Consider the following 13,620-nt stretch of genomic DNA (forward strand, 5'->3'; position numbering starts at 1 on the left):
GGGACAAAACTAAGGAAGCTTCCATGAAGTAACTTCATGGCAAATACTAGGCGCAACCTGATTGAATTACAATCACAATAATTTGTATCCTTTTGATTAAAATCACATAATTTTCACGCTTGTTATGCCACAAGTGACCTGGGAAAATTCCAGACAGCAAGTATGCTTGAGCCATTCATTGTTAAAAGCCATGTCCCTGTTGACCCGGCTTGCTGCGCAGAGTATTTTCACAAAAAATTGAACTCATGGCATTTACACTGCTGTTTCCTCCACCTGCTGAATCCCTTTTATGCGTTTTGGTTTAATCCTCGGTGATCAACTTCATCATCAGCTGTCGACACTCAAATTCCTGAACCGTACACAGGACGTCATCTTGATGGCGGAAGTAATGGAGGAAAGTACGTATGTCTCGCATCATCCACAAAAAATAGCCCTGATTTTCAGCGCTATGTGCCACTTTGCCAAGGAACTCAAAGCTCAGGGGTGGCGTGTCCGCTACCATCCCTTTCAACGTGACAGCAGGCTCCGTAAACTGATTGATTTTGTTGATGCACAGCAGCAAGTGTTGCCAGCAACCGCACTGGTCATTACCCATTGTGGTGAATACCGTCTGCAGCATGAAATTGAAAATCACTGGAGCAGCCAGCTGCAACTGCCGCTGCACTGCCTGAATGACGATCGCTTTTTTTGCAGTCCTGCCCAGTTCCGGCAATGGGCCAGCCAGTACCACAGCTTGCGCATGGAATATTTCTACCGTGAAATGCGCAAGCAAACAGGTTATTTAATGCAGCAACAGCAGCCGCTGGGGAAACAGTGGAATTATGATAGTGCCAACCGCAAGACTTGGTCAGGCCAGCCTTGCCTGCTCCGCTACGATTTGAGCTTGATCAGATTGATTTGGATGTGATTGAACTGGTCAGACGCGAGTTTCCCCAACACATCGGGCATATTGCAAATTTCCACTGGGCAACTACTCGCAGCAATGCCCTGCTGGCGCTGCAGCATTTTATTGCCAACAATTTGCCTCATTTTGGTGATTACCAAGATGCCATGGTGTATGGCGAAGATACCCTGTTTCACAGCCTGCTGTCGCCGTACTTGAATTGCGGTTTGCTTGTGGCAAAAGAGGTCTGTGATGCAGCAGAAGCTGCCTAGTACAGCGGTCATGCTCCACTGAATGCGGTGGAAGGCTTTATTCGGCAAATTCTCGGCTGGCGGGAATATGTCCGTGGCATTTACTGGCTGCGGATGCCCGAATACGCCAGCAGTAATGTATTGAATTATTCTGCTGCCCTGCCACAATTTTACTGGACGGGTCGAACCAAAATGACCTGCATGGCAGAATGCTTTCGCAATACCTTTGAACATGCCTATGCCCATCATATTCAGCGTCTGATGATTACCGGTAACTTTGCTCTGTTAAGCGGTGTGGATCCTCAGCAGATCAGTGAATGGTACCTGGCGGTCTATGCCGATACTTATGAATGGGTAGAACTTCCGAACACCTTGGGTATGGTGATGCATGCTGATGGCGGTTTACTGGCAAGCAAGCCCTATGCGGCTTCCGGAAATTACATTCAAAAAATGTCCAATTACTGTAAGCACTGTCCTTACAATATTAAAACAAGGACGGAAGCCGATAGTTGTTCTTTTAACAGCCTGTATTGGTATTTTATGATCAGGTATGAGGGACTCTTCCGCTCCAATCCTCGGATGGGCATGATTTATCGACAGCTGGATAAACTGCAGGACAAAGATGAAATCATTGCATATGCCTAACAGTTACTAAGTCAGGTTAATGAGTTATAACAGCATGAAAAAGCAGCATTTACCGGAAAAAACCTGTGCTCACTGCCTACATCCCTTTACCTGGCGCAAAAAATGGCAACGCTGCTGGGATGAGGTCAGATATTGTTCTGAAAGATGCAAACGCCAGTCTAAACAGCGCCTATCATGAAATCGCGCTGCTAGAAACGTTTGTACTGCCGCGAACAATAGGCCCGAATCACATCCGGTGAACGCAGTTGCAAATGTTTAGTTTTACGTCCTGTCACTCGTTCACGCCAGAGTTTAAAACTACCTGGTTTCATATTTTGACGCATTAAGCGAATCACTGCAGACTCATTCAAACCGAACTCACGCTGAATGGCTTCAAAAGGTATTCTATCCTCCCAAGCCATTTCAATAATCCGTGATAGATCTGCTCCTACATATTCAGTTACATGATGCACAACATCCCCCTTATTCCTTTAATTTGTTTAAAAATATAGAAAGTTGATTGATTAAGTTCAAACGAATATCTATCTATAGCTCCTGATCAGGTCAAACTGACGGATGTCATTTTATGAAAAGGAACATGAAGAATTCGTGATTTTTTAGGCTGCTCTGTATTTTTATTATTCAATACTATTCACGTGTAGCCAACATAACACTTTGCAGATCCTTTTAAGTGTTTTCTATAAGCGGATCATCAATTTTAAATACTTTGAGTTACATTTATGGTTTATAAGCACCTGATTAATTATCTATTTTATCGAACTAACAGGTATCTACAAAATTAGTGGATATTCAAAGATACTTGCAAAATGTTTTCGAAACAAAAGTAAAATTTGGGGATGAGATTCAATTTAATTGCGGAGATTTATAATATAGAACTGAGCAAAAGTGATTTATGAAAGATCTATTATCTTCAAAAATACTCATTAATTTTTTATAAAAAAAGAAGCTATTTATAGCTCCTATTCAAAAAATATATGCTGTTTAACATTTATTCTAGATAATCTGTACGTAATAGAGGGATCTGTTGGGCGTGGCATTGGCGACGAATGGTCAAATCCATCTTAGAAATCGCTTGTGTAGTTAAGTGTGACTGTTCATATGCCAATAAACCTTGTAATTTTTTTAATAAACTCATCATTTTCCTATTTCCCTCAAGTTCTTAAACCAAATTTAATGACAGTATTTTATTTTATAAACATCTAATTCATATAAATATAATTATTGAATTTTATAAAATATAGGATTCACTTAAGATTCATAGTGGCAACCCAATCAGGAGTAAAGCTGGAGCAAGAGAGCTTTAAAAACACCTGATTTTTTTACTCAAGATCAGGTATTTTTTAATTCACATGTGCAATTCAGTTATTTTAAGAAGTTTGCTTGATTAATATCAGATAATACTGAATTGATCTGAAATATTTTTCCACGAATACTTTTTACCCCAAAACTCGTCAGACGCGCAGTGTGCATTTTTAAATAATTTTCCGCATTTTCTTGATAATCAAACAGGTATATACCACCTGCTTCCTGAGTATCACTATTTTCTGTCCAGATTTTCCAGATCATGCCTGTTTCTAGATTAATACTTTCAGCAAGAGTTTGATAGGCTTGGCTCATCGCTTCACCAAATGGACCTTGAGATGGGAAATCTACCTGAAGAATAACGGCCATTGTTTTATCCTTTATAATCAAATACCGATATTAATACTTGAACATTTTATAAATTTTTGTGCAAGTAATAAAAAAATCTTTGAGGTAGGCTTTACTCTTATAAAAATGAAATATTCCAGTTTTTAGGCCAGCAGAAAATTTCAGTGCTTGAGATTTTTATGTTTTCACAAATCTGGGACTATATCTGAATACTAAAAACTAAATTGTTATCAATCTCTACACACCCCTATTACTAATAAATTGCTAAAGGAAAAAGGATAGCTATTAACTTCAATTGTATAGTCTAGACTTAACAAACGTTTATAGCTTAGATAATTTTTTTGTGATTTTTTAGGGCGGGTATCTATTCTTTGATTATTATTACAACATCCTAAACGAGAGTAGGTTTTGGCTGCTCCAGTGACCCATAAAGATTCGATCTGGATTAGCTAAAGTATGTGTGCTATTTGCTGTTTTGAATCTTAATATAAGAATGCTGGGGTGCGATGTGTACTTTTCACTTAGACAATCTTCTACCCGATCAAAAACAACCCAATCAAACTTAGAAATAGATTCAACGCGATAAATCAGCAATAAATCCCCCGGACATGCGATTTTCGGCGTTTTTCTATTGATTACAACTTTAGGCATGATCTGCCCTTTGCTCCCCAAAAGCTCGTTATGGGTAATTAAAAGTCTCATAACTTGCTTCAGCTTAGCTATCTAGCATGACCACGGTGATAAAGCCTTTACCCATTTGCTAGAAATTTTTTGATGTAGTTCGCCGAGCAAGGTAAAACGGCATATTTAGATTTAACTGTTTTTCGAGAGCATTGGACAAGTCTTCTACAGCATCGGAAATAGATCTATTGTCCTACTGCTGTAAATATCTTTAAGTATTTTTATTAGGGTTATAGAGCTTCACAAAAAATTCACCCTGACATACTTATTATTATAATTGAAATTTAAGTGATCAAAGATATTTTCAAGTCACACTTAGCCGGATTAATTACGGCAATGCTTACTATATTTACATGTAGTAAGCATTTTATTTGATCTATTTTTAATAATTGTAAGGTAAATATAGGTCAGATTAATTTTTTATTTTTTAGATTAAAAAATAAGTATTTTGATTTCTGAATTTTTTATTCTCTGTAGATTTGGTACTTAACTATTTTCTATTTATTATATTTTAATAAATAGAAAATATTATGATTTTACTGACTTTTTAAATATAAATGGATGAATCCGTGGCTATAAGATTTGTGGCTAAATCTAAATTACCGACCGCTTTTGGTGATTTTGACATTATTGTATTACAAGACCCGGATACAGGCGAAGAACACATTGCTCTTTCTCAGGGATTGGATGCCATTTCAGCGCAACCCGTCTTAGTCAGAATTCATTCTGAATGTCTAACCGGAGATGCTTTTGGCTCATTAAAATGTGATTGTGGTCCACAATTACATTCCACAATGAAAATGATCAGTGATGACGGTCAGGGGGTTATTTTATATTTACGCCAAGAAGGTCGAGGTATAGGGTTGACGAATAAAATTCGGGCCTATGCACTTCAAGATCAAGGACATGATACCGTTGATGCAAATCTGATTTTAAACTTACCCGCAGATGCACGTCACTATGATATGTGTACTGTTATGCTAGGTTATTTAAACTTAAAGAAGTTAGTTTAATTACTAATAACCCTCTTAAAATTAATGCTTTAAAAGATTTAGGTATAAATGTAGTAGAGCGTGTGCCTATAACGGTAGGTTTAAATAAATTTAATGAGAATTATTTGCAAACAAAACAAGAGCGCATGTCACATATGTATGATAAATGTGATTTTTAGTAGACGCGGATTTAAATTTCTTAAATTAATATGCTGGATTGAAAATGCTCAATAAAATTTTATTAATATCATTTTGTCTTATTCCATTAAACGCAATTGCAGATGAAAATCAACCTGCCAGCAAAAGATCAACAGGCTTTAGCACAGGCTTAGGGATTGTCGGAAGCACGGGGCTATATATTGGTGAAGATACAAACCTTATCCCAGTCCCCTTATTATCTTATGAAGGAAATCGCTTCTTTTTACGTGGGCTCTATGGAGGCATGAAACTCTATAAAAATGAGTTAATCACCTTGAATGGCATCGTGAACGTCAATATGAATAAACTTGATGTTGATGATTTAAATGAATCGAAGTTGGCTCAAAAAAATTTAAGTAAAGGGCAATTAGAAGATCGTAATATCAGTGCTGATGTTGGTTTAGAAGCAATAGTGAAAGTACCCTATGGCATTATTTCTATGCAAGCAGTCAATGATATTGGCAACGCCAGTGATGCGGCAGAAGTAAAAGCTAATTATCAGTATTTTTGGCGCTTAAATAATCAATGGACTCTTATGCCAAATGTGGGAGTGGAATGGTTGTCGGATAGCCGAGCCAATTATTATTACGGCACACTAGATAGCGAAGTTGCTAAGGGGGTAGAAAAATATAGACCTAATAACCTCATTATTCCATATCTTTCCTTAGCGGCAAGTTACTCATTGAATCCAAAAATAAGAGTAACTTCGGCCGTAACCCATAAATTTTTACCCGATAAAATAGTAGATAGTCCCTTAATTGATAAAGATTCAATGACCAACTTCTTTATGGGAATTACCTATAAATTCTAAGCTTAACGTAATACAGCTGATACCAAGTCAAAATGTAAGCCCAAAATAGAAATGTCCGGTTTCTCGAAAGAAAAAATGTCCGCTTTTAGAATACTCAATTAGAGATTTTATTAGCGGGCGGTTTAATATGTTGAGCTCTATTTCGAATAAAAAACTTAAACGATTATCAGTCTTGCAAAAGTATCAGCGGCAACAGTTCTACAATTCATTTAGCTGTATATGCAAATGGCAATCCCATTGAGTTTATTCTTGATGAGGGCACAACACCGGATGTTAAAATTGCCCCCAGATTTAATTGATCGTTTAGATTTAAAAGATACAGAAATCCTGTGCGTTGACAAAGGCCATGATTCAGAATCCCCCAGAGCAAAGATCAATAGTACTGAAACTCAAGCAAATATTCCTAGAAGAAGCCACTCAAAAAACAACAATAAACCTATGGACGGGTATTTATATAAAATCAGCCACTGAGTTGAAAACACATTTGCAAGATTCAAACAGTTTAGAGGTATTACCAGCCAATATGACAAGCTAAAGCGAAACTACGAAAATTCAGTTGCCTAGCCTGCATATTGGTCTGGTTCCCATTGTGAAATGTCAACAGATCCCGATTTTTTGCTAATTTTCCACTCAATGGGATAGAAATAATTATGAGGATACATCCATACATAGATACTTCATTTCAAGATACTCATCCATACCAAATTTAGAACCTTCACGACCTAATCCAGATTGCTTTACTCCCCCAAATGGAGCAACTTCATTTGAAATAGCACCGGTATTAATCCCGACCATTCCATATTCCAATGCTTCACCTACTCGCCACTGACGTGCTGTACTTTGGGTGAATACATAAGTTGCCAAGCCGAACTCTGTATCGTTCGCCATTTGAATTGCCTCTTGCTCCGTTTCAAAGCGGAAAAGTGGCGCAAGCGGACCAAATGTTTCTTCTTTCGCTATCCGCATCTGTTGGGTGACTTCAGTTAAAAGTGTGGGTTCGAAGAATGTACCGCCAAGACTGGAACGCTGCCCACCAATTTTCACTTGTGCACCTTTGCTGACAGCATCAGCAATATGTGACTGCACTTTTTCAATCGCAGCTTCATCAATCAGCGGACCCTGGGTAGAGGATTCATTACGCCCATCCCCTACTTTCAAGTTGGCAACCGCTGTCGCCAGCTTTTCAACCAGTGCATCATAAATGCCATCTTGTACATAAATTCGATTGGCACAAACACAGGTCTGTCCACTATTGCGGAATTTACTTGCCATGATGCCCTGTACCGCTTGTTCAAGGTTTGCATCATCAAACACTAGAACAGGTGCATTGCCCCCGAGTTCCAAAGACAGTTTTTTAATGCTTGGCGCACATTGCTGCATCAAGATACGACCGACTTGAGTAGAACCTGTAAAGCTTAACTTTTTTACGGTATCACTTTCACACAGGGCTTTACCCACTTCAATCGCATTACCACTGATATGCAGCAGGACATCTTGCGGCAGACCTGCACGCAATGCCAACACTTCCAGAGCATACGCTGTTAAAGGGGTTTGTTCAGCTGGTTTAACCAGCATTGTACAACCCGCAGCAATGGCAGGAGCTGCTTTACGTGTAATCATTGCCGCAGGAAAATTCCAAGGCGTAATTGCAGCAGTTACGCCAATGGCTTGCTTAATCACCAATAAACGTTGATTGGCAACAGTTGGAGTCAAAATCTCACCATCAGTGCGGCGAGCCTGCTCGGCAAACCAACGAATGAATGAAGCTGCATAACCAATTTCACCCCGGGCTTCAACCAAAGGCTTACCTTGTTCAGCAGTTAAAATCTGAGCCAATGACTCTTTATTTTCCTGTATCAGATTAAACCAGGCCCAAAGTACATCTGCACGTTCCAGCGCGGTCTTTGCTTTCCATGAAGTCTGGGCTTGCTGAGAACGAGCAATCATCTGTTCTACAGCAGCTCGGTCATAGGATTTTACCCATGCCAAAGTATCGTGTGTAGCTGCATCTCTGACTTCAATATAAGCACCAGTTGCAGGCTGATCAAAACTGATGTCAGGATGCTGTAATAAATTTCTGTATTGCGCTTGAAGCATGATTGTTACTCTTTAATTATGCTGCGACAGACAGTGCAAAACCTTGTTTCAAAATGGTCAAGCCGGCACGGAATTGTTCTGCAGGAATTGTTAACGGATATAAGAAACGAATTACATTACCATAACGACCACAAGTTAAAATTAACAGGCCATTTTGCATGGCATGGTTTTGTACAGCTTTTGCCTGTTCGGCAGTTTCTAGTTCAACTGCAACCATCGAGCCTAATGCACGAATATCTTTGACCATCGCAGAAGACATTTTCAGTTCATGTAATACATCTACCAGCTCTGCCCCTAATTTATTGGCCCGTTCACAAAGACCTTCTTCTTCAATTACATCCAATACTGCGTGAGCAGCAGCAACAGCAACCGGATTACCGGCATAAGTTCCGCCCAAACCACCTGGATTTGGTGCATCCATCACTTCAGCGCGGCCAACCACACCTGAAATCGGGAAACCACCGCCCAAGCTTTTGGCCATGGTGATCAAATCTGCTTTGGTATCATAATAATCCATGGCAAACAGCTTGCCTGTACGGGCAAAGCCGGACTGTACTTCATCTGCAACCAGTAAAATCCCATTTTGGTCACAGAGCACACGCAAACGTTTTAAAAACTCTGCAGGTACCACATTAAAACCGCCTTCACCTTGTACAGGTTCAAGTACGATCGCTGCAACATCGTGTGCTGCAATATCTTCTGCAAAAATATCTTCGATGCTCTGAATGGCATCATCTACGCTAATCCCTTTAGCTTCTACCGGATAACGTGCATGGAAGACACCGCTCGGCATCACACCAAAATCACGTTTATAAGGCGCAGTTTTACCTGTCATTGCCATCGTCATAAACGAGCGGCCATGAAAACCGTTACCAAAAGTTACAATACCGTGACGGCCAGTATAGGCACGGGCAATTTTTACTGCATTTTCGACTGCTTCAGCACCCGTAGAAAAGAATGAAGTTTTTGCAGCACCATCAATGGGTGCACGTTCATTAATACGTTCGGCAAGAGAAACATAACTCTCATAAGGTACAACCTGGTACGCTGTATGAGTAAATTTGGTTAATTGTTCAGTAACGGCAGCAATAATTTTAGGATGGCGATGACCAGTATTCAGTACCGCAATTCCGCCTGAGAAATCGATATATTGATTGCCTTCTGCATCCCAAATTGTCGAGTTCTCTGCTTTCTCCGCGTACCATTGACACATGACCCCAACACCACGAGGCGTCGCTTGCTGTTTACGTGCATTCAATGCAGAGTGTTTACTGTCCATTTTATATCCTCATTCTTGATTCATACATTGTAGAATTTTGCTATCCCGACCATGCAATGGAGATTTGCACATGATTGGCTGATCATCCTCATTTTGCGCTTTTATTGGTATGAGACGAGAGCCACTTTGAAGTAGACAGAGAGAGCCAATTTGGCTTGCTCAAATGAATACAACATCGGAAAATTTATACTATTTTATTAAAAATCAAATAATTAATTTTCATAAAAAATTGGCTCCTTTTTAATAGAAGTTCCACTTTAGCCAACTGTTTAAGATAATCTTTTCAGGTAGTTATCCCTTGCTCGGTATAGCTCCACCCTTTCATCATCGTGTTGATTGCATCATCCTTTTTTATATACCGTCACATTTCCTCACGGCTGCAAAACATCTCTATTCATTTATCATGGCTTGATCCAAGTCTTGGTGCAGCTTTACCTCAACAAAATCAATGCCTAGATTTTTCACTTTAGTTTTAATCTGTAAATGTGTATATTGCCTGCCACTTACCTGCTCGCATCTAAGCCAGTGATGTAAGAGTAAGAACGAAGTAAGATACTTTACAATGACGGCTTAATCAGATTATTTTGCAGCTAGCGGTGTAACTCTCATGAGAGCCATTTAAATTTGTAGGAGAGAGCCAATTGCGTAGCTTGCTTGGAGATTATTTACTGCAGCGATTACAGCAAGACGCGGCTGGAACATTGCAAACACGATTATTCCGCTGCCTGCGTAACGCCATTATTGATAGCGTATTGGCTCCCAAAACCCGTTTGCCTGCATCCCGTGATCTGGCTAAAGAGATTAAGGTGTCCCGCAATACGGTCTTAAATGCCTATGAACAATTACAAGCCCAAGGCTATGTCAATGCCCGTACAGGACAAGGCACCTGGGTCGTGGAGAAATTACCCGAATCCTTTTTGGTTAAAGCAGAAAATACCTCTACTCAACTTCAGGAAAAAAAGGCTCAACAAAATTACAATCTGTCGCAACGCGGTTCTTATCTGCTTGGCTATTCAGCGGCCTCACCTTATCAATGGGGAGCCTTTGTACCCGGTGCACCGGATGTTACAGAATTCCCTCATCAGATTTTCAGCAAAATTCAGATGCGTTTGAGTCGTGAACCTCAAGTCAATCACCTGATTTACAGCAATGCGGGTGGATGCTTGGAACTGCGTCAGGAGCTGGCTGAATATCTTAAAATTGCACGTTCGGTCCAGTGTGATGCTGATCAGATCATTATTACCGAAGGGACCCATCAAGCGATTGACTTGGTCTCCCGGACTTTAAGCGACATAGGCGATGAGGTCTGGATCGAGGACCCGGCCTATTGGGGCGCCCGTAATATTTTACGGATTAATGGGGTCAATCTGCGTTCATTACCGGTTGATCAGGAAGGCATCATTCCGGATCTTCATCCCCAAAAACCCCCTAAACTGATTTTTGTTACTCCGTCTCATCAGTATCCTTTAGGCTCGCATTTGAGTCTTGAACGTCGCCAACAATTAATTGCACTCGCACGCCAACATAACAGTTGGATTGTTGAAGATGATTATGACAGCGAATTCAGATTTTCTGGCCAGCCCTATCCCTCTTTACAAGGTTTAGAGCCAGATTCTCCAGTCATTTATATGGGCACCTTCAGCAAGACAATTTATCCTGCCTTGCGTATTGGCTATTTAGTGGTACCAAAACAATTATTTTCTTCACTACGGATTGTGGCATCAGAATTGTATCGTGGTGGTCACTTAATCGATCAACAGACCTTGGCTGAATTTATTCGACAAGGCCATTATGAGGCGCATATTCGACGTATGCGTTTACTGTATGGCAAACGTCATGCTTTTTTAATTGACTTGATCCGCCGTCATTTAGGTGAAGATTTCCTGCATGCATATAATACAGCAGCAGGTTTACATCTGATCTTAAAATTACCCAGCAGCAGTGATGATGTATTGATTGCCTCAAAAGCGTTGGATCAGGGAATCAAAGTCAGAGCTTTATCCCAGTACTATACCAAGCACTACTCTACGCGGCAGAAAGGATTATTACTTGGTTTTGCCTGTGTGCGTGAACAGGAAATTCTGGTGGCTTTTGGCATATTGTTAAAATGCTTGCGTGAGCATGGTATCTGTACCTTAACTTAATAAAAATGGGTGATTAATTAAAATTTTATTTTTAAAATTATAAGTTTTTATGCTCACTTCAGCATGAAATTAAATACCTCTCTAATCCATCTATTTTAAGTATTCTTTATTTTTCTGTAAATATTTCTTCCCTAATTTTTTATTCTCTCAAGACAATTGGCTCCTTTGAATAGCTCAAAAATGGCTCTCGTCACTCAACAACAAAAAAGAGAAATTAACTGCATACATGAACAGCATGTAACCGTTTTTTTATCAAAGCATGATCTTGCCTGTGTTTTTAAGGAGGATCTTTTTATTAAGATTAGCTTAATATCGGTAAAGTCGCTATGAATTCGGTTACAGTTTCAAAGGATAGAATAGCGTACGCTAAATAAGGAATTTTATTGCCGCTACGCTATTGATATTAAGGGAAATAATATGGCAGAACATCAACATTTCTCCAAGTCCGAATCATCAAACGGCTTAAAAAATGGACTTAAGTCACGCCATCTCACCATGATTTCAATTGCTGGTGTAATTGGTGGTGCACTCTTTGTCGGCTCTGGAAATGTCATCTATTCTGCAGGGCCAGCTGCACTGATTGCATATACATTAGGCGGGTTACTGGTTCTATTAATTATGCGCATGCTCGGGGAAATGGCGGTACTGAATCCCGACAGCGGTTCATTTTCAACTTATGCAGATCGTGGTATTGGTCGTTGGGCTGGGTTTTCAATCGGATGGCTATACTGGTCTTTCTGGACCTTACTCATGGGCTGGGAAGCCTTTGTTGCAGGTAAAATTTTAAATAGCTGGTTCCCATTTATACCGATCTGGGGCTATATGCTCTTGGTTACGGTAGCTTTAGTATGGGTCAACCTTCGTGATGTAAAAAACTTTGGTGAATTTGAATTCTGGTTCGCCTTGATCAAAGTCATTGCAATCGTACTCTTTCTAGTGTTTGGTAGCTTGGCCATTATGCACCTTTGGCCTTGGGGTACTGCATCTATGCTAGGCGGTGTGACGCATCTAACAGCTGAAGGATTTATGCCAAATGGTTTTTCATCCGTGATTACAGCATTATTGGGAGTAATGTTTGCTTATATGGGTGCAGAAATTGTAACCGTTGCAGCAGCTGAAACCAAAGATCCCGCCAAAGAAATCCGTAAGGCCGCTAATTCTATTGTCTGGCGGATCATTTTGTTCTATGTCGGCTCAATGCTGATTACCGTTTGCTTGATTCCGCACAATAATCCTTTATTGAAAGATCCTACTTGGGGAACTTATAGCGTGGCACTTAGCGCACTCGGTATTCCGGAAGCGCGCCATATTGTTAATTTTGTAGTCCTCACCTCGGTATGTAGCTGCTTTAACTCCGCACTTTATACCTGTTCACGCATGGTCTATTCTCTCTCGAAACGTGGCGATGCACCAAAGAGTTTTGGTTTAACCAACCGCAATAACAGCCCATGGGTGGGAGTAATCTTTTCAAGCCTGTTTTCTTTTGTGGCGATTTATCTAACCGCCACCGAAAGTATGAATATTTATGATGTATTGATGTTAGCTACAGGTACCGTATCTTTATACGTCTATCTTGCCATCGCGATTTCCCAGCTTAAGCTGCGTAAAAAACTGGAAGCAGAAGGACAGGATATTCCATTTAAAATGTGGTTATTTCCTTGGCTGACTTATCTGGTTATCCTTTTTATTATTGGGGCTTTAATTACGATGGTGATTGAAGGAACTTACTTTAAGGAAGTGGTATACACCAGTATTCTTGCTTTATTAATTGTGGGCTTAGGAATTTGTGCACAAAAGTTTAATTGGGGCAAAATCTCGGCCAAAAAGGAAAGTACCACGGAAAACAGGATAAATCTAAGTGACAATATTTAATAGGTGTACTAAGAGGATAATTCTTTAAAAATAAGGATAGCTTTTGAGGTAATATATGGAGAGCTAATCAACCCTCCGTATATTCCCCCCCTCCATACAAGTCAAATAGTCAGTTCT

Annotated in this window: 10 protein-coding genes and 3 pseudogenes; 7 read left to right on the plus strand and 6 right to left on the minus strand. The window is 39.9% G+C overall.

Translation table 11 applies throughout. The features are described from left to right. Positions 1-289 precede the first annotated feature (289 nt). Both AC3CAU_RS10380 and AC3CAU_RS10385 read left to right on the plus strand, forming a co-directional pair. Positions 290-1,779 (plus strand): annotated as a pseudogene (locus tag AC3CAU_RS10380) (cryptochrome/photolyase family protein). A gap of 34 nt (positions 1,780-1,813) precedes the next feature. Further along, positions 1,814-1,957, plus strand: coding sequence for a DUF2256 domain-containing protein (locus AC3CAU_RS10385; RefSeq protein ID WP_131218362.1), 144 nt, complete (start codon positions 1,814-1,816; stop codon positions 1,955-1,957). Positions 1,958-1,967: 10 nt separating this feature from the next. Here AC3CAU_RS10385 and AC3CAU_RS10390 read toward each other — a convergent pair whose 3' ends face one another. The 4 genes from AC3CAU_RS10390 to AC3CAU_RS10405 all read right to left on the minus strand — a co-directional run bounded on the left by AC3CAU_RS10390 (position 1,968) and on the right by AC3CAU_RS10405 (position 4,080). Then, positions 1,968-2,231, minus strand: a complete 264-nt coding sequence (locus tag AC3CAU_RS10390) for a TIGR03643 family protein (protein WP_131218335.1) — start codon at positions 2,229-2,231, stop codon at positions 1,968-1,970. 536 nt (positions 2,232-2,767) lie between these two features. Beyond that, a complete protein-coding gene (locus tag AC3CAU_RS10395) occupies positions 2,768-2,917 on the minus strand; it encodes a hypothetical protein (RefSeq protein WP_165494068.1) in 150 nt (49 codons plus the stop codon). A gap of 224 nt (positions 2,918-3,141) precedes the next feature. After that, on the minus strand, positions 3,142-3,450 hold the full coding sequence (locus AC3CAU_RS10400) for a monooxygenase (protein WP_131218336.1): 309 nt from the start codon (positions 3,448-3,450) through the stop codon (positions 3,142-3,144). Between the two features lie 360 nt (positions 3,451-3,810). Further along, complete coding sequence (locus AC3CAU_RS10405; RefSeq protein ID WP_447054382.1) at positions 3,811-4,080, minus strand: hypothetical protein; 270 nt, start codon at positions 4,078-4,080, stop codon at positions 3,811-3,813. Between the two features lie 599 nt (positions 4,081-4,679). Here AC3CAU_RS10405 and ribA point away from each other — a divergent pair. The 3 genes and pseudogenes from ribA to AC3CAU_RS10420 all read left to right on the plus strand — a co-directional run. Further along, positions 4,680-5,281 (plus strand): annotated as a pseudogene (gene ribA, locus AC3CAU_RS10410) (GTP cyclohydrolase II). Between the two features lie 44 nt (positions 5,282-5,325). Then, positions 5,326-6,111 (plus strand): MipA/OmpV family protein, encoded by a 786-nt coding sequence (locus tag AC3CAU_RS10415; RefSeq protein WP_131218340.1) that lies wholly within the window; start codon positions 5,326-5,328, stop codon positions 6,109-6,111. A gap of 176 nt (positions 6,112-6,287) precedes the next feature. Further along, a pseudogene (locus tag AC3CAU_RS10420) lies at positions 6,288-6,704 on the plus strand (transposase); the annotation flags it as partial. Positions 6,705-6,759: 55 nt separating this feature from the next. On the opposite strand, the gene AC3CAU_RS10425 reads toward AC3CAU_RS10420, so the two are convergent. Together AC3CAU_RS10425 and gabT are read right to left on the minus strand one after the other, a co-directional pair. After that, entirely contained in the window at positions 6,760-8,208 is a 1,449-nt protein-coding gene (locus tag AC3CAU_RS10425; RefSeq protein ID WP_131218342.1) for an NAD-dependent succinate-semialdehyde dehydrogenase, read from the minus strand. Positions 8,209-8,224: 16 nt separating this feature from the next. After that, complete coding sequence (gabT, locus tag AC3CAU_RS10430) at positions 8,225-9,487, minus strand: 4-aminobutyrate--2-oxoglutarate transaminase (protein ID WP_131218344.1); 1,263 nt, start codon at positions 9,485-9,487, stop codon at positions 8,225-8,227. Positions 9,488-10,128: 641 nt separating this feature from the next. Between gabT and pdxR the strand changes: the two genes are divergently transcribed. Further along, positions 10,129-11,631 carry a MocR-like pyridoxine biosynthesis transcription factor PdxR gene (gene pdxR, locus AC3CAU_RS10435; protein WP_131218345.1) on the plus strand — a complete coding sequence of 501 codons (1,503 nt, stop codon included), beginning with the start codon at positions 10,129-10,131 and terminating at the stop codon, positions 11,629-11,631. 417 nt (positions 11,632-12,048) lie between these two features. Then, positions 12,049-13,503 (plus strand): amino acid permease, encoded by a 1,455-nt coding sequence (locus AC3CAU_RS10440; RefSeq protein ID WP_131218347.1) that lies wholly within the window; start codon positions 12,049-12,051, stop codon positions 13,501-13,503. The last annotated feature ends 117 nt before the right edge of the window (positions 13,504-13,620 follow it).

The organism is Acinetobacter sp. GG23, assembly GCF_057766365.1.

Bases quoted from the DNA above. Each gene is read 5' to 3' on its own strand.
- AC3CAU_RS10385 (WP_131218362.1), top strand. From the start codon at position 1,814: ATGAAAAAGCAGCATTTACCGGAAAAAACCTGTGCTCACTGCCTACAT.
- AC3CAU_RS10395 (WP_165494068.1), bottom strand. From the start codon at position 2,917: ATGATGAGTTTATTAAAAAAATTACAAGGTTTATTGGCATATGAACAG.
- AC3CAU_RS10400 (WP_131218336.1), bottom strand. From the start codon at position 3,450: ATGGCCGTTATTCTTCAGGTAGATTTCCCATCTCAAGGTCCATTTGGT.
- AC3CAU_RS10405 (WP_447054382.1), bottom strand. From the start codon at position 4,080: ATGCCTAAAGTTGTAATCAATAGAAAAACGCCGAAAATCGCATGTCCG.
- AC3CAU_RS10415 (WP_131218340.1), top strand. From the start codon at position 5,326: ATGCTCAATAAAATTTTATTAATATCATTTTGTCTTATTCCATTAAAC.
- AC3CAU_RS10425 (WP_131218342.1), bottom strand. From the start codon at position 8,208: ATGCTTCAAGCGCAATACAGAAATTTATTACAGCATCCTGACATCAGT.
- gabT (WP_131218344.1), bottom strand. From the start codon at position 9,487: ATGGACAGTAAACACTCTGCATTGAATGCACGTAAACAGCAAGCGACG.
- AC3CAU_RS10440 (WP_131218347.1), top strand. From the start codon at position 12,049: ATGGCAGAACATCAACATTTCTCCAAGTCCGAATCATCAAACGGCTTA.